The sequence below is a fragment of the Ulvibacterium marinum genome, from assembly GCF_003626755.1.
Taxonomy (GTDB): domain Bacteria; phylum Bacteroidota; class Bacteroidia; order Flavobacteriales; family Flavobacteriaceae; genus Ulvibacterium; species Ulvibacterium marinum.
Map to the genome: position 1 here is coordinate 951,528 of NZ_RBCJ01000003.1, position 25,674 is coordinate 977,201.

Sequence of the window (25,674 nt, forward strand, 5' to 3'; positions counted from 1 at the left end):
TAGATTTTGAATCCGAAGTTTCTTTGCTTAAAAGCATAAAGCGACATTATGGCATTAACTTTAGCCAGTTTAATGTCAAAAAGTCATTATTGATGGGTTGGTACATACTTTGCCATATACAGTTTGAAAATTGTGTTTAACCCTATAAAAATAAAATCATGAGTCTAATAAAAAGAAATGATGTATTGTTCCCTTCCTTGATGAACGAAATTTTTAAGCCAGATTGGTTTGGAGGCATGGAAAATTACAATACGAAAGTGCCTGCGGTAAATATTAAGGAAAATGAAGCCGATTATGAATTGGAATTGGCCGTTCCCGGTAGAACGAAGGAAGACTTCAATATTGAAGTGGATGATAACGTACTGACAATTTCCGCTGAAGCGAAATCCGAAAAGACCAAGTCGGAGGAAAACTATACGAGAAGGGAATTTGGATTCTATTCATTTAAAAGAGCCTTTACTTTACCCGAAACTATTGACGAGGACAAAATCAAAGCTTCCTATACGGATGGTTTGTTGAAGTTCGTTTTGCCTAAGAAAGAGGAGGCTCTCCCCAAGCCCAAAAGGATGATAGAATTGTCATAAAGAATGATAAGGAAATTATGTGATTTCCCTCTCAACAGTGGGGGAGTTTCATAAGTGTTGGTTTAGTTGGTTGGTTGAAGAGTACCCCATTTTTTTGGGGTGCTCTTTTTTACGAATTGTTGGATACTGGGGCGAATGGAACTTGAAAAGTAATAGAAATCTAAAATTTAGACTTATCTAAAAATAATAGATAGTATATTAATTATCAGATAATTGAGATTAGTTAATTGATTTAGAAATTGAAATGGAAACTATTTGGTGATAACTTGGATTAAGTTAAGGATTTTAATCCAATATTTCAATCCTGTTCCTGTAACATTTTGATTTCATCCCGAAGTTTTGCAGCCTGCATAAAGTCCAATTCCTTGGCCGCTTTTTCCATAGCCTTTCTTTTTTCGCGTATCAATTTTTCAATTTGATCTTTGGTCAAATATTCCATATCCGGTTCAGCTGCCCTCATGGTCTCCTTTTCAAAATGATAGGTGGAAACCGAGTTCTTGGCAAGGGCGCTATCCAAACTTTTATTCAATGCCTTAGGGGTAATATTGTTCTCGGCATTATAGGTCGATTGTTTTTCACGCCGGTAGTTGGTCTCGTCAATAGTTTTTTGCATACTCTCGGTAATGGTATCCGCGTACATGATGGCTCTTCCATTTAAATGTCTTGCGGCTCGGCCCACAGTCTGCGTAAGTGATCTGTTACTACGTAAAAACCCCTCTTTGTCGGCATCCAAAATGGCGACTAGGGATACTTCCGGCAAATCCAATCCTTCACGCAATAGGTTGACCCCGATAAGAACATCAAAAATACCCTTTCTCAGGTCTTGCATAATTTCTACCCGCTCCAAAGTATCTACATCACTATGTATGTAACGACATCTCACATCGATTCGACTCAAATATTTAGTCAGTTCCTCAGCCATTCGCTTGGTAAGTGTGGTAACCAAGGTCCTTTCATCCTTTTCTACCCGCGATTGAATCTCCTCGACCAAGTCATCGATTTGATTCAAACTGGGCCTAACGTCTATTATGGGATCTAAAAGTCCGGTGGGTCGTATCACCTGTTCTACATATACCCCTTGGCTCAATTGAAGTTCATAATCCGCTGGAGTGGCGCTTACATAAATCACCTGATTCTGCAAGGCTTCGAACTCTTCAAACTTAAGGGGGCGGTTATCCATGGCCGCTGGAAGCCTAAAACCATACTCTACCAGATTTTCTTTCCGCGAGCGGTCACCGCCATACATAGCGTGTACTTGTGGAATGGTGACATGGCTTTCATCTACCACCATGAGATAGTCGTCCGGAAAATAATCCAATAGACAGAAAGGGCGCGTTCCCGGTTCTCTGCCGTCTAGATACCTTGAATAGTTTTCTATCCCGGAACAATAGCCTAGCTCCCGTATCATTTCCAAATCGAAGTTGGTGCGTTCCTCTAGCCTTTTGGCTTCAAGAGGCTTGCCTATTTCCTTGAAATAATCTACTTGCTTCACCAAATCGTCCTGAATTTGATGTATGGCATTTTGGAGCACATCCTGAGAAGTGACGAACATGTTGGCCGGATAAATGTTCAGATTTTCATAAACTTCCAAAACGGTGTTGTTAAAAGGATCAAATGCCTCTATTTCCTCTATCTCATCCCCAAAAAAATGAATTCTAAATGCATGATCCGCATAGCTTGGAAAAACATCGACAACATCTCCCTTAACCCTAAAGTTACCATTTCTAAAGTCTGCGGTGGTCCGGGAATATAGACTTTGGACCAATTGGTGCATAAATTTGGTCCGTGCTATTACCTGGTCTTTACGTATTGAAATTACGTTCTTTTGGAATTCCACCGGATTTCCAATACCATAAAGACAGGAAACCGAAGCTACTACCAGGACATCCCTTCTACCAGAAAGCAATGATGACGTTGCACTGAGCCGTAACTTTTCGATATCCTCATTAATGGAAAGGTCTTTTTCAATGTACAATCCTGATGTGGGGATATAGGCTTCTGGCTGGTAATAGTCATAGTAGGACACAAAATACTCTATGGCGTTATTAGGGAAAAACTGTTTGAATTCGGAGTAGAGCTGAGCGGCCAAGGTCTTGTTATGAGCTAATACCAATGTTGGTCTTTGTGTTTTTTCAATTACATTGGCCACCGTAAAGGTTTTACCAGATCCGGTAACCCCTAATAGGGTCTGATATGGTTCTTGCGCAATAATGCCTTCCGATAATTGATGTATGGCCTCCGGTTGATCTCCGGTAGGCTTAAACTCGGATACGACTTTGAACTTCATGTGCTGTTGTTTGTTTATTCGTATGGACACATGCAATCTATTATTGCATCGTCTTTAAAAAATCAGATTTAGACTTGAAGATATTTTGAATGGCCCTTGAATTCTGGGGAAGTGGGTTTCATCGCTTAAAATTACAAAAAGGGCATAAATTAGGGAATACTTTTTGGAAAGTCTTAAGGATAACCTTACCGTTTTAGAGTAAAATGACCCCTTATATTTTGATTGCTGGACGATACTGCCTTAAACCAATAATCGGATGATGGAAGAGCCTTGCCACGGTAATTTCCGTCCCACCCTTGAGAGGAAGGATCTATTTGGGCAATTAGAGAGCCATAACGGTCAAAGATCCAAATACGGGCTACCTTTATTTCGCCATCGTCTCGGGGTACAATGTATTGCCAAAAGTCGTTGATGCCGTCCCCGTTCGGGGTAAAGAACTTTGGGAAATCATCTACGGAAAGTTCGCGGGCAACAATACCCTCTGTTATGCCACAACCATTTTTATCCCTTACGTAAACCATCTGTCTTCGTTCTGAAACATTTGTAAAGACATTGCTATTTTGATAGGGGCCATTTGGGTCGTTCAGGGCAAACTCATATTCTCCAGAGCCACTTACATCGATCCTAACTTCTCGATTGTTGAACTGACCCATAACATCGATACCGTTGATTACAGGAACTTCCGATAAGAAAACGGAGAATTCCTTAGTAGCAGAACATTCTATGGTACTCCCCGCTATGGTTATACTGTTATAAGCTTCATAGCGATATAGGCCTATTTCGGACAAGTCTACCTCCGGACCATCGGAAAGGAAAGTTTCGGTACCATCCGGATGTATTCTAAACCATCGAAAACCGTCGGCAATATCATCTGTAGGAGCTCGTGTTGATAAACTTCCACGGCATATGGATAGGCTATCCGGAAAGTTTATGTCGGGCTTTCGTGTAACTAGACCACCTTGCGCGCTATCAAAAAATGGTTCGCAAAAATCCACACTTTCATCTACTAAAAAGCTTTCTTCCCTACACGGACCCAAGTCACCATTTTCATTGTAGGGAACAATGCCCACGTAAATGGTGGTATCAATGGGAAAGCTTTGGGAAGGTTTGTAGGAAAGTGTATTTCCCACATCAAAGTCGGAAAGAATATCATTTAGACCGGGGGCGGTTCCTATGGACAATCTATAGCCCGTAGCACCGTATGCATAATTCCATCGTATTGGGGCATTTGCAGAAACACCTGCTTCTCCATCCAGTGGTTTGCTCAAGGAAGTACAAGGGGGTGGGCCGGTAATCTCTTCGGTTGTGAAAACCTCACCTGGACAGACTTTTACTGGTTGTCCAAATATGAACAACCGTATGGTAACATGAATTGTGGTATTCGACGGGAGCCCTACCTCGGGTACATAGAAATTGTTTTGCCCGGAAGATCGTCGATTCAAGATATCTTCTCCACCTGGTGTGGTTCCCAAAGAAACGACATATCCTATAATGCCATTGATCGGGGTCCAACGAATTTCGCTATCAACGGGCACATCGATATCCCCATTCTGTGGAGTACTTATTCTTGGACAATCCTGCCCAAAAGACAACCCTCCAAGGAGTAGAAAAAGAAGATATGTTATTATTTTTCTGTGCATCTACTTAGAAAGTTATCGTTTGAGTGAAAAATGTCCCTTTACTTCTCGATTATCATTTGATTTGGCTTTGAACCAATAATCGGATGATGGAAGAGGTATACCGTCCAGATTTCCGTCCCAACCTTGGGATTTAGGGTCTATTCGGGTCAGTAAAGCTCCCAAGCGGTTAAAAATATAAATAGTTTGTAAATCGACTTCTCCAATATCAATTAGAGGGTCGTACTGCCAAAAATCATTGACACCATCCCCGTTCGGTGTAAAGAATTTGGGAAAATCATCCGGGCTGAGGCCATTACTCGAGCTACGTTCGGCGAGACCGCATCCATTCTTGTCACGCACAAAAACGGTATATGAACCTTGGGAGAGGTTCTCAAAAATATTACTATCCTGAAAGGGGCCGTTGGAAGCCAATGAAAATTCATAGTCGCCAATGCCCTCCGTTTGAACTATAATACGTAATCCATTTGCTTGTTCCGTGACATCCACATTTGATATATTGGGAATCTCGGATGAGATTACCGTAAATTCCTTTGAACTTGAACACTCAAAAACGGTACCAGGTTGGGAAACCAAGTTAGAAATTTCATAGCGATAGTTACCTTCTTCGGAAAAGCTTACTTCTGGTGTTTGTGAAATCAGAGTTTCCGTATCATCTGCGTTTAGCCTATACCAGCGATAACCATCTGCTTGATCATTTGAAATAATGCTTGCAGAGCCATCATTTAAACATAGAGAAATGACATCTGGGAAATCTATTTGTGGACTAAAGGAGATAAGTTCCCCGGTAGCGGAATCGATAAAGGGGTCGCAGCCTAAAATAGTGGAAAATGATTCTTGAACACACCCTACGGCATCACCTCCGTCATTAAACGGGACTATGGTAACAAAAAAAGTTCTTCTGGGCAAGAAATCCAAAAGTTCTGCCGTGTTACCGCTAAAAATACCATTATCCAAAATATCATTGGAAGTGGGGGAGGTCCCTATGGAAACGCGATAACCCTCTGCACCTGGTATTTCCTCCCATTCCAAAGTGGATGCCAAAGGAACGTTGATAGTTCCGTCCACTGGATTGGTCAATGTAGTGCAATCCGGTATTTCCGAAACGGAGCCTGTGGTAAAGCTATAGTTCGGACATGGACCTGGAGCCGGGCCATTTTCATTAAACGGTAGTATTCTAACAAAAATTTCAGTATTAAAGGGCAGGTCACCCGGAGGGTCAAAACTGATGAAGGTCATAATAGTTTCATCAAGAATATCATTTCCGCCTGGAGATGTGCCTAGAATAAGTCTATATCCAGTGGAGCGGGGCGCGTAGTTCCAAGATAGTTGTGTACCGATATCAACATCAATTGCCCCATCCATGGGAAACTCCAATGCGGTGCAAGGAGGCGGTATGGTTACATCCTCCGTTCTAAAGGAACCAACACTGCAGATAACATCGGCAGCATCGAACAAAAAGAGGGTAATGGTTATATAAATTATGGTGTTTTCTGGAAGCCCAAAGGGAGGCCGATAGGTCGTGTCTATTCCTACACCGGCGCGATTTAGGATCTCTCCTCCGCCAGGTGTTGTACCGATACTGATCAAATAGCTGGTAATTCCATCTACTGGGTTCCAAGAGATACTGGTATCTACGGGCACATTACTATCTCCATCCATGGGACCTGTTAACATTGGGCATGTCAATTGTGCTTGGATGCTGAATCCTCCAAGTATGATAAACGATATATGTAAGACCTTTTTGAGCACTTTTAGTATTCAACTTCCATTAATTCTACGCTGCTATAAGACCGCATTTCATTCCATTCATCTTTTTAAGGCAAAATGGCCTTTAAATTCTCTCCCATCCTCCAGAATGGCACTAAACCAATAATCTGAAGCGGGTAGTGCTTCGGCATTGTATGTGCCGTTCCATCCATTGTCATTAGGTACTATTTGGGCAACCTTTTTTCCATATCTATTAAATATGGTTACCAGAGTATTGGTCTGAAAGTGATTATCCACCCCAATAATCTGCCAAAAATCGTTGATGCCATCCCCATTAGGGGTAAAAAACTTTGGGTATCCTATAACCGAAACCAGCTCTTCAATGCGCCCACAGCCATTTTTGTCCCTTATGGAAATGGTTCTAAATCCAGGGGCTACATCCTCAAAGAAAGCCTCATCCTGAAATGAGGCTTCATCCATGGAAAACTCATAGTCGCCATCCCCGGAAACCATAATTTGAATGGTATTGTTTTCTGATATGTCCTCAATCAGAATATCTTCTACTACAGCCTTGTTGGAGGGTAGCACGGCAAAGCTTTTTTGATTGATACAGATTAAGGTTTCCCCATCTACCTCATAAACATATCCTACCTCTAAAACGTAGTTCCCAATTTCCAGAATATCAATTTGTTGATTATCGGAAACTACCTCTTGGGAATCCCCTTCTTCCTTAAACCAAGTATAGGTATCAAATCCATAGGGTCCCGTTATACTTAAATTTGGATTGTCCGTACAAAGGAGATGAACCTGTGGTAAGCTAAAGCTTGGTGATGGATTTACCTGCAATTGAATTTCCAAGATATCCTCACATTGATTCAAATTTTCCAGACGGGCAAAGATCACTGTAGGTTCTGTGATATGGATATTGGGCAGTGGGTTCTGCTCCAGGGTCACATCCTCTAAATTCCTGTAGAACACTACCTCATTTTGAGGGTAATTACTTCTCCCGAAATTTTCAAGATCAAAGGTCCCCTTAAGAATTTCATCCTCAGGATCATCATCGCAAGCGTAATAGGTCATCTGTGCCGATTCGGCCAAATCTACCGATTGTATCCGAAGTTGCAGCTCCCCAAAACTTTCACACCCCAAAGCGCTGGTAACTTGGTAGTATAGGGTTTGATCAAATGCCTGAGTGTTAACAAACCTTTCAGGATCTGGGATAGGATTGTCCGTATCCCTGTCTTGAATGGTTTCAAAAAAAGTATAGGTGTATTCCGAGTTAGGCTCCACTTGCCCTAAATTGATCGTTGTAACCCCGTCCGCAGAACTACCAATATCTACATCACATTGTACTAAGGTAAGTTGGTCGTTGGGTGGAAGAGGATGTACATTTATCAGGGATTCTCCCAAAATAGGGCATTCCTTGGGGTCGGGCAACAAAATTTCCAAACTATACTTTCCAGAGTGGGTCTCGTTGGCCGTATCAATTTGAAAGCTATTTACCCCTGGACTCTGAAAAATCACACCATCCTTTTTCCAGATATAGACGGCTCCGGGGATATTTTCGGTTTCCAACAAAAAGGGTTCGCCCTCACATAAATCCAGTGAACTACTGGTAGTACCATCCTCATTTTGAATCAATTCTATCTTGTTGAAAAAGGATTGTATAAAGGGTGGAAGCCCTTGGGTCCCTATTTTGCCATTTAGGGCAATGGCATTATGAACGTATTCTGCCCCGACACCTCCTCCATTAGGATTATGGATTACCCCTAGAAAAGAAGAACCCTTAAAATAGCTTTCTGATAGGGTTCTATAAATAGTGCCATTACTTCCTAATTGAAGGGCTCCCCGATAAACTCCTCTCTTATCCAGAACCACCCGCGAATCGGAGATATCTACTGCTTCCATATCCAATTGGAATAATGAAGAGGTATGGCCTTGGGCGGCTTGTACATCGTTGGATGCGTGTACATAAAGGTATTTCCCATTTGGTGAGAATTCAATGCCATAAGGGTTGTTGTCCGGTGCAGGGAGACTCACTCGGTTTTGATTTGAAAGTTTTCCGGTCTCCGCATCAAAATCGTAGATATAGAGCCCAAATCTCATATGGGCACTGGCCATTTTTGTTCCATCCGAAGAAAATTTCAGGTAACCCCTGGGGTCTTCAATTTGTAGATCGCTAAAAGTGGTTCGTATGGGATTTGTCACTACACCGTTAGCATTTACTTCAAAGGCATGATAGGTATTGAAAAATCCCGTGGTTCCGTTCTCAGAGGCCAAAGTCATCAACCATATGGATTGGTCTGAACATTCCTTGACCACTGCAGTAATTTTTTCAGAGCAATCCTTGAGAAGATTTATATTTTTTTCAACAACTGCACCATTTCCATTATTTCGGGAAATATCCACTACCGAATAGTTTAAACCGTTGTCCGGATCATTTTCAAAAGTAGAGGTGTCAACGGTAAAGATGTAAAATATGTTCGGACTGGAAGGGGCCGGCACTATGAGGGCGGACTGGGTGCTGGACGGATCACCATAGAGTCCCCTTCCATTTTCCATGACCGAATGTGTCCGGTCATATACCGTAATACCATCCGTGTAAAAAAGTAAATTTCCAGAACTATCGGAAATGGTGGCACATCCTTCAAAAGTTTCGAGCTTGCCATCAGTTATTGGGGATACGCTTCCATCATTGTTGAATACAATACCGGCACCATTCCCAAAATACCAGTTGGAGGTTTCGCCTTGTCCAAAAATGAAGACAGGAAATGTTATCCCTAACCATAGGAGGAATGTAATCGTCTTGTTCATAGCGTTTCCCGAAACACTACAAGATACTACAAATCACGCTTTTTTAATAATGCATAGGATAAATAGATGAAAATTGCCGTCCAGCCGAGCACAATAAGAATTTCATAACCATGAACCTGATAATTCAAACTAATTTCTTCTCCCACCTGATCCGCCACCGTCTGCACAGCTTCTAATCTAGTAATAGGTTCTTTGAGAAGGTTAAACATGGATTGTAAGGGAAAGAAACCCATTATCGTTTCTGTTGTATCCCCATCAAATAGTTTCCATCGTATGAGCCCTCTCGTAATACCTTCTAAAATTTGCCAAAGGATTAAAAACCCAAGGGCAAATGCCGAACGTTTGACAAGGATTCCCAAAAACAGGCAAAAGGAGAAGAACCCGACCAATTTTACGAAAAAGGCGAGTACAAATTCAAGATCGGAGAATATAATGGGTAATTCGTCATAATCAGAATAAATAAGTCCCAATATTAATGATACGGTAAATACGAATACCGTAGAAATCAATGCGAAGGAGAGTACGGTCAAAAACTTTGAAAGTATAAACTCTTTTTTTGACAATCCATCAATTAAGTTTTGTTTTATGGTCTTGTTGCTGTATTCGTTGGCCATCATGGAAACAATGACAATAGCCAGGAACAGTTTAAAAAAAGCCGTAACAAAGGTGTTGAAATGCCATATGTAGGGAAAGTTAAAAATACCGATTTCGGCCAAATGGAATTTTATGGGGCCAATATCGAATTTTATAGCGGCTACAAGGGCAATCGATGTAAGCAAAACAAAATACGAGAGAATCAACACTCTGCTGGCCCTATTGTTCCAAAGTTTTATAAATTCTATTTGAAGTAATCGAATCATAACTATTCTAATTGGTTTGTGATTTGGTAAGGGTTAGAAATTGCTCTTCAAGGCTCTCTTTTCTTTTTACCAGATGGGAAAGGACAATCCCCTTTTCAAATAGAAATCTGTTTAATACTTCTGCATTCATCTCTTCTTTGAGGAATGCCGTGAGTAGTCCGTTGTCTATTTTGATCTCTCCAAAACTGGAATTATCTTCTAAAATAGATTTCAATTTATCCATGTCATTGAATTTCAGTTCAAAGAAACCATAACTAGCCAACATTCCGTCCACGCGGCCGGAATAGAGTTTTTCGCCCTTTCTCAGAATTACTACATGACTGCACACTTTTTCTACTTCGTCCAACAAATGCGATGCCAATAAAATAGTAGTGCCCTCGGATGCAATTTTCTTAATAATTTCCCTGATCTGATGGATACCTTGGGGATCCAAACCATTGGTGGGTTCATCCAGGATCAGGATTTCGGGGTCGTTAAGAAGGGCGGACGCGATGGCCAAACGCTGTTTCATCCCAAGGGAATAGGTACGGAACTTACTATTTTTTCGGTCCAACAATCCTACAAGTTCCAATTTCTCTTCGATTTTATCCTCAGAGACCTCTTTAATCTTACATACGAGCTTAAGGTTTTGCACCGCGGTCATATATGGATAGAAATTAGGACGTTCAATAATGGCACCTACCTTTTTTAGCGCCTCATGGGTAGATGTATTCCCATCAAACCAAGAGAAGTCACCACTTGTGCGGTTTACGACGTTGAGAACAATGCCCAAAGTAGTGGATTTGCCACTTCCATTGGGACCCAGAATACCATATACATTGCCTTTTTCAATTGAAAATGATAGGTCTTTTACGGCAGTCAGATAGCCGAATTTCTTGGTAAGCTTATTTACGGTAAGTATCTTCTCCAAATTAAAAGCCTTTTAGGATGGTTTATGTTAACTTGACGAGGAAAGCTTAACTTTGTTACAATCCTACCCCCTTAAACGTAAAAAAGGCATTATGGAGGATGAAAAAATGATGTCCAAAAAGAAACCCACCTATCCGGTCAGCGGAAAGCTGGATGCTTATTTGGAGGAATATAATCGGAAAATAGAAATTCCCATATTCTATGAGGATTTGTTGCGTTTTGCCGGTTCTGTAGCCGTATATGATGCCGAAGGCGAGGACACTTTGTGGGTACGGGTGTATTATTCGGATTCCGAAAGAGAGGAAATTGACCTGAGCCTTAAAAAAGTATATTCCATACTACACTCCGATGGTAGTGATCGGATTTTTCAATACCTCAATGTGGATGCAGTGGACTACTGTACGTTTGGGAATTCAAAACCCTTTCGCATCAAGGTACGAAACATTTTAAATGACAATTTCACCTATTTCTATATTAAAAAAACGGATGCTTCCCGTATCTACGGATTGGAATTGGAGCATATGCTTTCTCCGTACAACCTTAATTTTTTGGTCCATAAGGATACTCTTATAGAAGAACATATAGCCGGGATTCCGGGTGATGTGTTCATTAAGGATATGCTGCCCAACTGTACCGAATCGGAGAAATCCCAATTAGCCAAGGAATTTGTAAAGTTCAATGAGCGCTGCATGATACGGTTATTGGGAGATATGCGTTCCTACAACTATGTGATAATGCCAGTTCATGACTTTGACCATGTGGTATATAAAATAAGGGCCATAGATTTTGACCAGCAATCGTTTGAAGGTAAATTGAAGGTATACTTCCCACAGTTTTTTAAGGAGAATTTTGTTATGGTAGAAATGGTCCAAAAAAAGTTGTTACAAGATTCTGTGGATCAGTATAAAATAGAGGAACGGTCCATAGTGGCCAAACGTATCCTAAGTTCTGGAAATCGCTTAAAGAAACTTCGGAATGCCTGTAAAACAGATATTATAAGTAAAGAAGAAAATGTAAATCTCCTAAAGGAACAGATTTATGAGCTTGTCCTGGATAAGGATTTTAGGCAATGTAACACCATGGGCGAGATATTGGATTTGGCGTTAAATTTTGTACGTCGCAATTATGAAAACGTGAGCATGAGACAGATTATCGAGAAAAAGTTTGATGTTCAGTAAACAGTAAACAGTAAACAGTAAACAGTAAACGGTAAACAGTGTGCGGTTTTTGTAGGTTCTCGAAAAGCTTCTCTATTTTCAAGAGAGTTTACCTATGCATTCATAAATTCAAAAACCAAAAAGAGTTGTATTTATTCGCTTAGTGCAATGGCAGCACGATAAAACAATCATGCTGAAAGTATATATAATGGTATTCGAATATTAACTCTTCTGTTCCTTATTGAAATAGACTAGGTAATAGTACATTTGCCGTTCTTCGTCCCAGCCTTTTTCAACAAATTTTTCTGCAGATTCCGGATTGATAAAATCCAGTTTTATTTGAATATTGGTATCTAGATTAATGACATTTTTTATCTTCTTCCGCACATCAGAAACCGCTTTGTTGGCGATGTCAAAATTAGAAACATCCTCAATGCTGTATTTTGGCCCTTTTTCTACCTTATAATGTTTAAATTCTGGAATGAGTTCCGGGTTTTCCATAACTTCATTTAAAAAGTTGGATTCCTCGAAGGCATCGTTTTTGGCAAAGTGATTAACGGCTTTGTTCATAAAAAGAACTTCCTGTTGTTTATCCTCTGCCGGCAAAACAACATCCTTGGCAAAATTCTGGCAAAACTTCAAATAGTTTTTGGTATAAAAGTTTTCATCGGCCAATACATCAACTCCCAAAAAGTTCTCCAACCAATATTTGGTGTCATATCGATTACTATCCACAGATAGGACTTTATACCCTTCTTCTTTGTTTACATTGAATATGAGACAACCTTTATCTAGCTTGTTAACGTTGATTCCCTGTTGAATGACGATATCTATATTACCATCCTTTTCCTTGAATTGTAGAAAATCATGTTTCAATTCACTTTTGAAAATACCGATTGCATCTACTTTGGTATTGTCCAACAGAATACCCGTTAAATAAGCTACATAAACCTCTCCGCTTTTTATATGGGGATGATTGGACTGATCAAAGAGATGGGCGGCGATTTTTTTGGAATTCAAATGAACGCTATCCTGATCGCTAAAAATTTCGGTAACAATTTTAAAAAGTTCATTGAATTCGATATCCACCTCATGGGACAATTTGAAATAGTTTTCTTCCTTTTCCCGAAACGGTTTAAAAAAATATTCCTTTAAAAGACCAGTGGTCTCATCGTTCAAAAAAAGGGGTTTCTCGGATAGGAATAGGCTCTCATTCTTGTTTTTGTTGCCTACGCTGTGGAGGGAGACATTTTCAATTTGGGTAGGGTATAAATTTAGCATAATTCGGGTTATGGTTTTTTGTTAAAGGTCAAGGAATAAAAGTCAAAAAGTAAATGGTAAAACAGTAGGTGATGACCCAATTTTTAGTTCCAGTTTTCGTCAAAGTCCAAGTCATCATAATTTTCAAAAGTATCCTCAAAATCAAATTTAGGATCGGACTTGAAGTTTTTCTCCGGCGGATTTTCGGGAAGTTCCCCAAAACTAAATAAGAGGTTGGGATACGATCGTCCGTCTTCCTTTTTAACGATATCGGCCAATTCTACAAAGAAGGTCCACATATTAAGAAAATCATATACATAGATCAGTTTTGGAGTTTTTTCGGTAAGGACGTCTTCTAAAAAGGTCTCGTTCATTAGGCGAACTTCCGAGCCGTTTTCCGCCATATCAAAAAGGGCTATTTCTTCATCTTGGGTCCAATTATCGTCGCAAGTGTAGAAAGATGCCATTTCACTGCCCAGAAAACCAAATGATTGGGCAATCGCATTGTGAAAATCTTCCAGGGTATTTTCCGCATTGATCTCTAAATCCCTGAAAATATCCTCCTTTGCATCTAGGATTATCCTGATTTTATAAATCATTCGCTTTCACTTTTGGGTGAAGGCAAAGTTACAAAGATTTGTGACTTCTTTTGAAATTATAAGCTTCAAGTACCAAATAAAACTGAACCCCAAAAAGCAATGACGCCAGTACCAAATGGAGAGGCTGGCTGGCAAATGGGAAATCCCAATAATACATGGCCATCCCCGTTATAACTTCGGCCAACAATATAATTAGGACCCAATTGATTTTAACAAGGTTTAAGTTTAATGTATAGATCCTATACGCCAAGTAAAGATTGATCAATACAACGACCATGGAAAACGACCGATGCACATAAAATTGAATTGACGGGTCTTGCAACCATAAGTATGGGTTTTGCCCTACCAAATCAATTTGCTCATCCACAAACTGCCGGACTTGGGTACCTAACACAACCTGTGCTATCGTAATTAAAAGGGCAACGGTCAAAAAAGTAAATATGGTGCTGTTGTATGTAGATGCATGTATTTCTTTTTTTGATAGATGTATCACATACAATAGCATGGCAACAATAATTAGGGCCATAACCATGTGAAGTGTTATTTTAACGGGTTCCAAAACGGAGTAGACTACGGTGGCGCCCAACCATGCCTGAAATCCCATACCAAATACTACGAGCCAGGAGAAAATCGTAATCCATTTGTTTTTTTTCCAGTGTTTTAAGGAGAGTACGGCGAGAATCAAGGTCGCCAAACCAGCTAGAGCCCCAAAAAGCCTATTGATAAACTCTATCCAAGTGTGCCATGGATTGAAAACCGCATAATCATGTTTGGTATAAGCAGCCCAGTTTTTCTGTTTGAAAACAGAGGAAGTAACAAAATCCATTTCTGCCACCAAAAGAGTTTCATTGCGAATGATTACCTGCCCTTTTTTGTATTCTTTTTCTGCTTGCCATTGCAATTCGGATTCTTGGGTAGGCGGAATATAATATCCAAAACATTTAGGCCAATCAGGGCAGCCCATACCACTACCTGTCATACGCACTACAGCTCCTGCGATGATTACAAGGTAAACCAAAACCAAGGAAACCTTGGCGATTTTTCTAAAACTTTTTGGCATGAAAAGAATGTACCGTTATATATATTGCAAAATTACGTCGTCAAGAAGAATAAGAGCTACATTTTGTGGATTTTATACCTTAAATTTTTGCAATAAGTCCCATCTCATCTCCTTTTTGAAGCATATATTTTTGAGCGGCACTATATTCATTGGGAATAATACCCTCTAAGATGGCTTCCTTGATGGCCTCTTTTAAAATGCCAATTTCCCTGGAAGGTTTTAAGCCAAAGGTCTTCATAATTTCTTCTCCACTAATGGGGGGTTGAAAATTGCGAATATGGTCACGTTCCTCTACTTCCACTATTTTTTGACGTACCAGTTTAAAATTGCGTTTATATTTTTGTTGTTTCCTTGGGTTTTTGGTCGTTATATCCGCCTCACAAAGGGTCATCAAATCCTCCACGTGATCGCCTGCATCGAAAATAAGCCGACGGACAGCGGAATCTGTTACAAAATCTTCGGAAAGTATAATGGGTCTAGAGCTCATCCGCACCATTTTTTGTACGAACTTCATCTTTTCATTTAGGGGCATATGAAGCCGTTTAAAAAGAGTGTACACCATTTTGGAACCTACAAACTCATGACCATGAAAGGTCCAACCAATTTTTTTATGGAATCTTTTCGTCGGTGCTTTTCCTATATCGTGCAGTAAGGCCGCCCAGCGCAACCAAACATTCTCCGTAGTCTTTGCTATATTGTCCACTACTTCCAAGGTGTGCCAAAAATTATCCTTATGGCGTTGGCCTTCAATCTCCTCGATACCTTGCAAAGCCTTGAGTTCTGGTAAGATATACGGAAGAAGACCGGTTTTATGCAATAAGGCAAAACCTACGGATGGCTTGGCACTTCCCAAGATTTTGTGAAGCTCATCAACAATACGTTCCTTGGATATGATTTTAATGCGTTGTTTGTTTTCGGTAATCGCTTGAAGTGATTCGTTATGAATTGTGAATCCCAATTGCGTAGCAAACCGAATGGCCCGCATCATACGTAAGGGATCATCGGAATAGGTAATACCAGGTTCCAACGGGGTTCGAATCAATTTTCTGTTTAGATCGCCCAACCCATCGAACGGATCGAGTAAAATACCATAATCTTCCTTATTCAAGGATAGGGCCAGGGCGTTGATGGTAAAATCCCTGCGTTTTTGATCCTCTTCCAAGGTCCCGTCCTCAACTATTGGTTTTCGACTGTTCCTTTGATAACTTTCTTTTCGTGCACCTACAAATTCCAATTCCAGACCCTTATGATTTATCATAGCGGTACCGAAGTTCTTAAATACAGAAACTTTGGGGTTGCCAGGCAGATGGGAAGCCACTCTTTTTGCAAGTTCTATTCCACTTCCAACGGCTACAACATCAATATCCTTAGGAGTTCCCCTATCCATTAGATAATCGCGTACAAAACCACCAATAACATAGCAGTCCATGCCGACTTCTTTGGCGGTGTCGGCGATTAGCATAAATATAGGATCTTGAAGTGCCTTTTTATGGTCTTGTTGTTGCATTTTAATACTATTTCCTCGGGCTTTACTATAGGATAAGGCAAAGAATTAAAAAAATGTTTACATCTGGCAAGGGGACAATGGAATTTTTACTTAAAAATCGATAAAGCTACATTGCCCAAATCGAAATAAAACCTGCTATTTTTGATATTTCAATTTGTCCCGCTGTACTTTTTCAATATCCAAGATGTCTTTTTGTTTATAGGTCAATGCTTTATGGGTGGCTCTTAAATCACGGCATAATTTCCGTAATCCCATGGGTTCTAAGGATGCTGCATGGTCTGTACCTTTCCAAGTCCGGTCCAGGGTAAAATGCCGTTCAATGATATGAGCTCCCAAGGTGAAGGCCGCTACGTCCACGGCGATACCTAAATGATGGCCGGAGAACCCTATACTTTTAACTTTTTCCGCATACTTTTCCCGAAGTTTCAAAATATCCAATAAACAGATGTCCTCAAAAGGAACAGGATAACCGGAAGTGCAATTGTATACCACCAAATCTTTCCCTCTGCCGCGTTCTTCGAAAAAATCTACAAGGATCTCAATTTCGTCCTTGGTGGTCATTCCCGTGGAGATATGGATTTCTCCAAGGTAATTATCGCACAACCAGCCCAACATCTCAAAATTGTTATTGCAGGCGGATGGAATCTTAATAAAATCCGGTTCTAAGCTTGCCATTTCCTTAGCAGAAATGGTTTCCCAGACCGAGGTAGAGTACGTAATACCCACCTCTTCACAGTAATCCTTAAGTTCACGGTGCTGATTAACGTCAAATTCCAGAAATTCCCGGTGTGCGCCGTATGTTTCCCCATAAGAATTTATTGGATTTGGATGCGGCGCATTATATTGCTCCTCGGTAAGAAGCTCTCGATTGTTCCTTTTTTGGAACTTTACCGCATTGGCATTGCCAAAAATCTTGGCCATATTAATGAGTTCTTTGGCAATTTTCATATCGCCTTTGTGGTTACAGCCAATTTCCGCTATAATATAGGGTTCTTTATAGGTCATTAAATCTTAGGTTATAATTTATGATAAATTCGGATGCTTCGCGGATTGCACCTTCGGCCGATTTGTTCTTCAAAACGATGTCCGCATGGAATTGAATGAGTCGGGTAGCATTGTAGGGACAAAGGGACCAACCTGCCCTAAGCATATTGCTAAGATCGTTTACATCATCACCGATATAAGCAATTTCTTTAGGAGAAATGTTCCGTTCCATACAGATATCTTCCAAACAGGAATATTTGTCTTTTATCCCTAGAAAGACATCCTCTATTTTTAGCTTTTTCATTCGCTCTGCCACAACTTCAGAGTTTTCGGATGTCATTACCATGACCCTTACATCGTGCTGTCTCAATATTTCAAGTCCCATGCCGTCCCGCATGTCGAACACTTTAGAGAATTCCCCCTCGCTATTGAATGTCACCCGCCCGTCCGTAAACACCCCGTCTACATCCAAAATCAAATAATTGATACGTTGTGTGGATTTATTTTGCTTAAAGTTGGAGGTCAATAATTGTTCCACAACTTGCCAATCCGTTTCGGAATCGATTTCTACCAATGTATCCTCTGACATTTCTATAGTACCGATTTCCCCACTTAATCGATTTTTGGAGGCCAGCAAGGCAGATTTAGTAGTACAATAGATAGCTCCATTTTCTATGAGTAGACCTTCAAAATCTTGCCGCCGAGGACGATTACGGAAATCGTAATTCAGAGGTTTTCCATCTTTTGACCATGTAAACCTATGCGTATTTACAACGCTTAGAACAGCATCCAATTTTTCTTTTTGCAATTTTTCCAATCCCCGGTCAATATCCGTTCTTTGGGTCAAGGGTGATGTGGCCTGTAGCAGGCAGAAAATATCAAAATTCGTTTCTACCTTGTCGCAAAACTCCAACATGGCCGCTTCCGTTGAAGAGGTGTCCGATGCATTTTCCGAAGAACGTTCGAGACACTTCACCTTGGTCGACCAATTAAAATGGGTGTTCACATAATCAATGATTTCAGTATCATCGGTAAAAATAAAAACCTCGTCCAAATTGGAAAAAATGGCCTCTGTAAGCACCCAGGTAAACAAAGGTCTGCCCAGCAATTTTTTCTTGTTTTTGCCCGGAATACCTTTGGAGTTTTTTCTGAGGGGAATGAATCCTATCGATTTAGACATATGTTTATTTATTGGTCCACGACCATGTTTTCTATTAAATTCCGAGTCGCCTTAACGGTAAATTTATCCAAATAATCCTTACCCAAAAAAAATCGCTCCTTTACGATTTCCAAATTGGAAAGTGCAGTGGAGAAAAGGGTATACCCCTGTTCAAAATAAAATCCTTTTCTAAGCCCTAAAATCTCAATAGGGAATAGAGCGGGAAGTATAACTATATCGGTAAAATGTTCCTCGTACCTCGTTGTTTCCCTTGGATGTACTTTTAGTACAACGGTCATATTTTTAGGTACTTTGGAGATTACGTCCGAGTAGATTTTTATTTTTTCCGACTCATTTTTAATGACCTTGTCCTCGGAAATGGGTTGACTAAGAATCAAAGCGTTGTTTTGCCCTTCTATTTTAAATGTATCCTTGGGAAGGAAAACTTCAAAAATTTCATTTTTTGTCGTTTCGTCCAATTTCGTTGTTTCTTTTTTGATGTTAAGCTCCACAGCCTTTTTTTGTAAAGGTCGGGGTAGCCTATTTGGAAATTGGGCGAAAATAGTTTTAACTTCCTTATCGAAACCTCCACCAACAGGTGTTTTGGTAAGATAATGCTTTATCAACTGCTCAAAAAAGCTATGCCTTTGACTATATGTTCGCGCACCGTCCTCGATCATTTTGATATCCTTTTTTCCAAACTCGTATAGAAAATAACTCTTGGAAGAGTCCGTATCACATAGATAAAGGTCCGAAGAATTAACGAATACTTTTTCTTCCCTTAAAGCAGGATGTTTTTCTTCTAAATAAGTAGGTAATTTTTTCTTTCTTCGAAAAGAGTAATCAAATTTGCCCAAATCCGCTACATGATCCTTACGCTCCGAAATTATATGTACATCCCGGAAAAACCGTTTTTTGAGATTAGGAATCAAAGTCTCTATCATGGGTGTACTTTCCACTAGGAACAAAAGATTATTTCCGCAGTTGTTGGATTCATATCCCGAATCTCGGATAATATGTAATATAGAGAGGTATATGTGGTAGATGGTGGATCCTACGTAGGTACGGCGTATAGAATTTTTTGGATTTATATTGGAGATGGAACTCAAAAAACTACATTTGTAAAGTTGGACAAATTTAAGGAAAATAGCTTGAGCACGGTCAGTGTAATCATAAGTACCTATAATAAACCAGAATGGCTCAAAAAGGTCCTCTGGGGCTTTCAATGTCAGACCTATAAGGATTTTGAGGTTATTATCGCCGATGACGGTTCCAGTGTAGAAACTCGGGAGCTTTTGGCCGAAATGGAGGAAAAGGTCAGTTACCCTATAAATCATGTATGGCAGGAGGATGATGGATTTCAAAAATGTAGGATTCTCAACAAGGCCATCCAAGCAAGTAAGACCGAATATATCATTATGACGGATGGGGACTGTATTCCACGTGAAGATTTTGTTCAGGTACATTACATCAACAAGGAGCCGGGTTATTTTATATCCGGTGGATATTACATGTTGCCCATGAATATTTCAAAGGCAATAACCCTGAAAGACATTGAAATGCAGAATTGTTTTAATATTCAATGGCTTAAGGATAAGGGTATCCCAAAGACATTCAAGAACAATAAACTTACGGCTAGGGGTTTTATCTCTACATTGTTTAACACGTTTACACCCACCAATGCTAGTTGGAACGGTCATAACTCTTCCGGATGGAAAAAGGATATTCTTAATGTAAATGGATTTGACGAGCGGATGCAATATGGAGGTGAAGATCGTGAATTTGGGGAACGTCTCTTCAATTTTGGTGTTCGATCAAAGCAATTACGCTATAGTGCCGTCTGTGTTCATTTAGATCATGAGCGGGGGTATAGAACACCGGAGGCTATTGCCAAGAATCAAGTAATCCGTAAGGAAGTAAGACAGAAAAAAAGTGTGTGGACCTATTATGGCATTACTAAGTAGTATGCCAGTTCGTTCTTTTTCTCCAGTTTTTTAAGCTCGCGATACCTTTCCAAATCGCTCAATGCGTTTAGGTAACAAATGGTAATTCCATTTTTACCGTCCAGAATACCTAAACGAAGAAAGTAGTGATTAAAAAACTTCCATAGAGGCTTAAAAATTAATGACAAAAAACTAAATCTTCGCTCCCTATAAAAATCCTCTTTTGCTTTTAAACGCCCATATTTCAGCATTTTTGCCTTGTAATCTTCATAATTCTTGTAGCAATAATGTGTCAATTTTTCCTTTAGGATACCACATGTACCATCTACTACCAATGTTTCATGAACTATTTTTTTATCGGAAAAGCGGGCTTTACTTTTCCGGAACAGCCTATAATTTTTATCCGTTTGCCATCCACTGAAGTGTAACGGACTATCCTGGAACATAAATTTTCTATAGAACCAATATGCCGCATGGCCCATATCGCCATTAACCGTATCAATTATCTCCGATTTCAGTTCTGAGGAAACCACCTCGTCTGCATCCAAAAATAAAATCCAATCATAGGAAGCCTGCTTTAGGGCAAAAGATTTTTGCAAGGTAAAATTGGAAAAAGGGTGTTGAATGACCTTGACTTTGGGATGATTTTGCAAAAATTCATAAGTGCCATCCGTGCTATAGGAATCTACCACTATAATCTCATCGGCAAAGGATATGGAGTTTATACATCTTTCAATATAGCCAATTTCGTTATAGGCAATTATCAGTGCGGATATTTTTTCTTTGGGGGGGGTCATAAAAATTTCTGTTAAGCAGGTACAATCAATTCTATAAACAAATTTATAACTAAAAAAAATAGAAAATAGTATGTTAATCTATAAATTTCCTACAAATAACTTTCTACACAGCTACATCATATTCCCGAAGCGCATCATTAAGGGAAGTCTTTTTATTTGTACTTTCCTTTCTTGTACCTATGATGAGCGCGCAGGGTACTTGATAATCTCCCGCGTTGAATTTCTTGGTGTAACTCCCTGGTATAACAACTGAACGAGCGGGAACCCTACCTTTGGTTTCGACAGGTACGTCACCAGTAACATCAATGATTTTCGTGGAAGCGGTAAGGACCACATTAGCTCCCAAAACGGCCTCCCTCTCCACGCGGACCCCTTCAACCACAATACATCGTGAACCGATGAACGCATTATCCTCAATAATGACAGGGGCCGCCTGCAAAGGTTCTAGAACACCTCCAATACCAACACCGCCACTTAAATGCACATTTTTCCCTATTTGGGCACAACTGCCAACCGTTGCCCAGGTATCTACCATGGTGCCTTCATCCACATAGGCCCCGATATTCACGTAACTGGGCATTAAGATGGTTCCAGGAGAAATATAGGCGCCATGTCTGGCTACGGCGTGGGGCACTACTCGTATACCCTTTTTTTGATACCCTCGTTTTAATGGAATTTTGTCATGATATTCAAAGATACCGGCTTCCAAAACCTCCATTTTTTGTATCGGGAAATAGAGCACTACGCCCTTTTTTACCCATTCATTAATTTGCCATCCATCATTTGTAGGTTCCGCGCAACGCAGTTTTCCTTCATCAATGTGGTCTATAAGCTTACGAATGGCATCTTGGGTCTCAGATTGTTTGAGAAGTTCCCGATTTTCCCAAGCGTTTTCAATTATTTGTCTCAGTTCGGTCATTGGTTGTTTAAAATTTTATCAAATATACAGGTCATCGCTCAATTCATGCATCCTTATGTGCCGTTATTACGTATAATGAATTATTTTTGCCAAAAATTTAGGATTGGGACGATTTTTGGCACTAGATTATGGAAAAAAGAAAACGGGCATTGCTGTTACCGATGAATTGAAGTTGATCGCTTCTGGGTTAACAACTGTGCCTACACATGAATTATTTGCTTTTCTTACGGAGTATTTGCGGAATGAAACGGTAGATCAAATTATTGTAGGCGAACCTAAACAAATGGATAATACACCTTCTGAAGTAGAAGTATTGATAAGGCCTTTCTTGAAGCGGTTGTCCTTGAAATTTCCTGAAATACCCGTAGATCGCCAGGACGAGCGTTTTACCTCAAAAATAGCTTTTCAAACCATGATTGATTCAGGATTGAAGAAAAAACAACGTAGGAACAAGGCTTTGGTGGACGAGATAAGTGCGACGCTCATCCTGCAGGACTATTTAAAAAGAAAGCAATGACATTACCTATAGTAGCCTATGGCGACCCAGTTTTAAGGAAGGTGGGAAAGGAGATAGACGAACAATATCCCCAATTGAATGAACTCTTGACCAATATGTGGGAGACCATGTACAATGCGAACGGCGTGGGTTTGGCGGCACCACAGATAGGGTTGCCCATTCGCCTTTTTTTGGTGGATACCACCCCATTTGCGGATGATGAAGACCTGTCGGAAGAAGAACGAAAAAAGTTGAACGGCTTTAAAAAAGCCTTTATCAATGCCAAAATAGAGAAGGAAGTAGGGGAGGAATGGACCTTTAACGAAGGTTGCCTCAGCATTCCCGATATTCGCGAAGATATAAAGCGAATGGATACCATTACCGTTTCTTATTTGGACGAAAACTTTAAGGAACACACGGAAACCTATGACGGGTTGCTGGCGCGTGTAATTCAGCATGAGTATGATCACATAGAAGGTATCCTCTTTACGGACAAGCTTTCACCTTTGAAAAAACGATTGCTGAAAGGGAGGTTGAACAATATTTCCAAAGGCAAGATCGAGGTGGATTATCGCATGCGTTTTCCCAATCTAAAAAAGGGACGTTAAATTTAAGACCTCTGGTGCCAAAAGATTCTTTTTTGTTTAGCTTGCTTATAAATTTGGGTTCCTATTTTGCTTTTTGCAAAAATGTAAATCAGGAGTTAGAACAAATCGTTCCAAAAAATTTCTTTATTTAATTCCCAAGTCAAACGAAAAGTATCATATTTGCGGCTTTAATTCTTTGAATACATGAGTTTGGACAAAATTCTTTCCATAGGTGGTAAACCAGGTCTTTATAGGCTGTTGACCCAGACACGAACCGGTTTTGTGGCCGAATCCCTTTTGGATAAAAAAAGAGTATCCGTTGGTGCGCACAACAATGTTAGCGTGCTTTCGGAAATAGCTATCTATACCTTGGAAGAGGAATTGCCATTACGGCAAGTCTTCCAAAAGATTCAAGTAAAGGAAAAAGGTGGGAAAACTTCTGTTGGCCACAAGGCCGAGAAAATAGTCCTGGAGGAGTACTTCTTTGAAATATTGCCCAATTATGATGAGGATAGGGTATATGCCAGCGATATCAAAAAAGTGATTCAATGGTATAACCTCTTGCATGATAATGGTATTGCCGATTTTTCCGATGACGAGGAAAATTCTTCTGAGGAAGAATAGCAACGCAACAGTAGAAAAGGAAAAGCCTGGCAATTTGCCAAGGCTTTTTTGTTAAATGGCTGGTAGGCCGTTGGTTATTCAAACACTTTTTTATTTAAGTTAGGCAAACAAGGGTTCTCCCATTGTGCCTTTCCTTTCGGTTTGGATTTTTTCAATCCTTCTCTATCTCCTCATAGGTATACTTGCTCTTTTTCCAATCGATAAGGGGTGAGGGATAGTATTTTACATCCATACGATCCAGGAAGGGGGCTTGGTTGGCCAAGCGCACTTTGTAATCCTCCCAATCGCGGTTTTCTTCCGTGCTCCAACTCAGTTCGGAATAACCCAGGACACGTGGAAAGGCCAGATATTCCAGTTCGTCTATGTTGCTGATGGTCTCCGACCAAAGTGGGGCCTCTACGCCCAGAATATTCTCTTTGGGAATACCGCCATAAGTATCGGGGTTCCATACATAAGCTGTATCCACCGGAATGTAGGCAGCCCAATGGAGTCCATGTTTGGAAAGTGTATCGTATTGCATATCCAGATAGGCCTTCTTGGCAGGGGATACAATAAGTTGCATCCCTTTTTCAACCGCCTTTTTGGCGTTTTCCTCACTGGCCCACCATTGTGCTATGGAGGTGGAATCTATATCCGCTGTGGCCACTTCGTCCCAGCCTATCATACGCTTGCCGTGTTTTTGTACAATTTTTTCTACCCTTTCTACAAAATAGATATAATCCCTTTTCTTGGTTACATGACTTTCGTCACCTCCTATATGAAAGTATGGTCCTGGCGTAATCGCCGAAATTTCACGTACTACATCATCAATAAATGCATATACCGTATCTTTTCGCGTGTTAAAAGTGCTAAAGCCTACGTGTGTACCTTCATAGAGTTTGGGTGTTTTTCCATTACCATTCAAAAAGGGATAGGAAACGGATGCAGCATTGGTATGGCCTGGCATATCCACTTCAGGTATTATGGTCATATAGCGTTCCGCGGCATAGGCAACAATTTCCTTGTAGTCCTCTTGGGTGAAAAAGCCTCCGGCCTCACCGCCTACTTCGGTGCTTCCACCGATTTCGGTGAGCTTGGGCCATGATTTTATTTCGATACGCCAACCTTGGTCATCTGTCAAATGCAAATGCAAAACATTGATTTTGTAATAGGCGAGTAGGTCTATATATTTCTTAACATCCTCAACGCTAAAGAAATGCCGGGCTACATCCAACATTGATCCTCGATACGCAAAGTTGGGATTGTCAATAATCTTCCCTGAGGGAATAGGCCAAATACGCTGCTCGGCCAAGGTATCGTTGCTAGCTTCCGGAATGATTTGGCGTAAAGTCTGTATACCCCGGAATGCCCCTTCGGCCGTGTTGGAATTCAAGATTACCGTATCCTGGGTAATATACAGCTCATAAGCCTCGGGGGATTCCATCTCCAGGCTATCCGATCGGTTGATGTAAATAACCCTTTGGGTTCCTTCGGGAGCATCGCTGTTAACCGGGATTTCCACATCTATTTTGGCCTTTATCTTTTTAGCTAAAAATTGCCCTACTTTTTCATACTCGGACTCGTTTTCAGAGGTGAAGATTGCCGTATAGCGATCCAAGGCAAAAGCGGAATGGGTCGGAATTATTTTCAGTGGTTTCGGCATAAAACTTTCCTGGGCCAAATTAGTAGGTGGAAAATTGATAGGTTTCTTTTTTTCTTCTTGGCAGGCCAGAACGTGAATAAGGATAAATAGAAATGAAAAAGTTTTGATTAAGGTCGATTTAAGCATTTTCAAAAAATTT

Annotated in this window: 22 protein-coding genes; 6 read left to right on the forward strand and 16 right to left on the reverse strand. The window is 40.3% G+C overall.

Annotated features, from left to right (window positions below):
- Nucleotides 1-158 precede the first annotated feature (158 nt).
- Nucleotides 159-584, forward strand: coding sequence for an Hsp20/alpha crystallin family protein (locus D7Z94_RS17280; protein WP_120712808.1), 426 nt, complete (start codon nt 159-161; stop codon nt 582-584).
- A 298-nt stretch (nt 585-882) separates the two neighbouring features.
- On the opposite strand, the gene uvrB is transcribed toward D7Z94_RS17280, so the two are convergent.
- The 6 genes from uvrB to D7Z94_RS17310 all read right to left on the reverse strand — a co-directional run bounded on the left by uvrB (nt 883) and on the right by D7Z94_RS17310 (nt 10,802).
- The gene (gene uvrB / locus D7Z94_RS17285) at nt 883-2,871 is read right to left on the reverse strand and encodes an excinuclease ABC subunit UvrB (protein WP_120712809.1); all 1,989 of its coding nucleotides are present in this window, start codon (nt 2,869-2,871) and stop codon (nt 883-885) included.
- Between the two features lie 185 nt (nt 2,872-3,056).
- A complete protein-coding gene (locus D7Z94_RS17290) occupies nt 3,057-4,511 on the reverse strand; it encodes a T9SS type B sorting domain-containing protein (RefSeq protein ID WP_120712810.1) in 1,455 nt (484 codons plus the stop codon).
- 12 nt (nt 4,512-4,523) lie between these two features.
- Nucleotides 4,524-6,260, reverse strand: a complete 1,737-nt coding sequence (locus D7Z94_RS17295) for a T9SS type B sorting domain-containing protein (RefSeq protein WP_147415920.1) — start codon at nt 6,258-6,260, stop codon at nt 4,524-4,526.
- 57 nt (nt 6,261-6,317) lie between these two features.
- A complete protein-coding gene (locus tag D7Z94_RS17300) occupies nt 6,318-9,032 on the reverse strand; it encodes a T9SS type B sorting domain-containing protein (protein WP_120712812.1) in 2,715 nt (904 codons plus the stop codon).
- 26 nt (nt 9,033-9,058) lie between these two features.
- Entirely contained in the window at nt 9,059-9,892 is an 834-nt protein-coding gene (locus D7Z94_RS17305; protein ID WP_120712813.1) for an ABC transporter permease, read from the reverse strand.
- A 7-nt stretch (nt 9,893-9,899) separates the two neighbouring features.
- A complete protein-coding gene (locus D7Z94_RS17310) occupies nt 9,900-10,802 on the reverse strand; it encodes an ABC transporter ATP-binding protein (protein WP_120712814.1) in 903 nt (300 codons plus the stop codon).
- Nucleotides 10,803-10,893: 91 nt separating this feature from the next.
- Here D7Z94_RS17310 and D7Z94_RS17315 point away from each other — a divergent pair, with 91 nt between their 5' ends.
- Nucleotides 10,894-11,979, forward strand: coding sequence for a hypothetical protein (locus D7Z94_RS17315; protein ID WP_211341799.1), 1,086 nt, complete (start codon nt 10,894-10,896; stop codon nt 11,977-11,979).
- Nucleotides 11,980-12,180: 201 nt separating this feature from the next.
- Here D7Z94_RS17315 and D7Z94_RS17320 read toward each other — a convergent pair whose 3' ends face one another.
- From D7Z94_RS17320 to D7Z94_RS17350, 7 genes are all read right to left on the reverse strand, one after another.
- A complete protein-coding gene (locus tag D7Z94_RS17320; protein ID WP_120712815.1) occupies nt 12,181-13,239 on the reverse strand; it encodes a nucleoid-associated protein in 1,059 nt (352 codons plus the stop codon).
- Between the two features lie 83 nt (nt 13,240-13,322).
- The gene (locus tag D7Z94_RS17325; protein WP_120712816.1) at nt 13,323-13,817 is read right to left on the reverse strand and encodes an IS1096 element passenger TnpR family protein; all 495 of its coding nucleotides are present in this window, start codon (nt 13,815-13,817) and stop codon (nt 13,323-13,325) included.
- A 28-nt stretch (nt 13,818-13,845) separates the two neighbouring features.
- Entirely contained in the window at nt 13,846-14,877 is a 1,032-nt protein-coding gene (locus D7Z94_RS17330; RefSeq protein WP_120712817.1) for a COX15/CtaA family protein, read from the reverse strand.
- 79 nt (nt 14,878-14,956) lie between these two features.
- On the reverse strand, nt 14,957-16,384 hold the full coding sequence (locus D7Z94_RS17335) for a CCA tRNA nucleotidyltransferase (RefSeq protein WP_120712818.1): 1,428 nt from the start codon (nt 16,382-16,384) through the stop codon (nt 14,957-14,959).
- Between the two features lie 135 nt (nt 16,385-16,519).
- Complete coding sequence (locus D7Z94_RS17340; RefSeq protein ID WP_120712819.1) at nt 16,520-17,389, reverse strand: N-acetylneuraminate synthase family protein; 870 nt, start codon at nt 17,387-17,389, stop codon at nt 16,520-16,522.
- Nucleotides 17,379-18,548 carry an N-acylneuraminate cytidylyltransferase gene (locus D7Z94_RS17345; RefSeq protein WP_120712820.1) on the reverse strand — a complete coding sequence of 390 codons (1,170 nt, stop codon included), beginning with the start codon at nt 18,546-18,548 and terminating at the stop codon, nt 17,379-17,381. The genes D7Z94_RS17340 and D7Z94_RS17345 overlap by 11 nt, the downstream gene beginning before the upstream one ends.
- An 8-nt stretch (nt 18,549-18,556) precedes the next feature.
- Entirely contained in the window at nt 18,557-19,636 is a 1,080-nt protein-coding gene (locus D7Z94_RS17350; RefSeq protein ID WP_147415921.1) for a glycosyltransferase family 52, read from the reverse strand.
- A gap of 18 nt (nt 19,637-19,654) precedes the next feature.
- On the opposite strand from D7Z94_RS17350, the gene D7Z94_RS17355 reads away from it, so the two are divergent.
- On the forward strand, nt 19,655-20,491 hold the full coding sequence (locus tag D7Z94_RS17355; protein WP_245967236.1) for a glycosyltransferase family 2 protein: 837 nt from the start codon (nt 19,655-19,657) through the stop codon (nt 20,489-20,491).
- Here the strand turns inward: D7Z94_RS17355 and D7Z94_RS17360 are convergent.
- Together D7Z94_RS17360 and D7Z94_RS17365 are read right to left on the reverse strand one after the other, a co-directional pair.
- Nucleotides 20,473-21,267, reverse strand: coding sequence for a glycosyltransferase family 2 protein (locus D7Z94_RS17360; RefSeq protein WP_120712822.1), 795 nt, complete (start codon nt 21,265-21,267; stop codon nt 20,473-20,475). The two genes, D7Z94_RS17355 and D7Z94_RS17360, sit on opposite strands and share 19 nt — an antisense overlap.
- 103 nt (nt 21,268-21,370) lie before the next feature.
- Complete coding sequence (locus tag D7Z94_RS17365; protein WP_120712823.1) at nt 21,371-22,186, reverse strand: 2,3,4,5-tetrahydropyridine-2,6-dicarboxylate N-succinyltransferase; 816 nt, start codon at nt 22,184-22,186, stop codon at nt 21,371-21,373.
- A 103-nt stretch (nt 22,187-22,289) separates the two neighbouring features.
- Between D7Z94_RS17365 and ruvX the strand changes: the two genes are divergently transcribed.
- From ruvX to D7Z94_RS17380, 3 genes are all read left to right on the forward strand, one after another.
- Entirely contained in the window at nt 22,290-22,703 is a 414-nt protein-coding gene (gene ruvX / locus D7Z94_RS17370) for a Holliday junction resolvase RuvX (RefSeq protein ID WP_120712824.1), read from the forward strand.
- Complete coding sequence (gene def / locus D7Z94_RS17375; RefSeq protein WP_120712825.1) at nt 22,700-23,290, forward strand: peptide deformylase; 591 nt, start codon at nt 22,700-22,702, stop codon at nt 23,288-23,290. Before ruvX ends, def begins: the two co-directional genes overlap by 4 nt.
- Nucleotides 23,291-23,473: 183 nt before the next feature.
- A complete protein-coding gene (locus tag D7Z94_RS17380) occupies nt 23,474-23,893 on the forward strand; it encodes a DUF5606 family protein (RefSeq protein ID WP_120712826.1) in 420 nt (139 codons plus the stop codon).
- A 151-nt stretch (nt 23,894-24,044) separates the two neighbouring features.
- On the opposite strand, the gene D7Z94_RS17385 is transcribed toward D7Z94_RS17380, so the two are convergent.
- Entirely contained in the window at nt 24,045-25,661 is a 1,617-nt protein-coding gene (locus D7Z94_RS17385) for a family 20 glycosylhydrolase (protein WP_120712827.1), read from the reverse strand.
- Nucleotides 25,662-25,674: the final 13 nt, after the last annotated feature.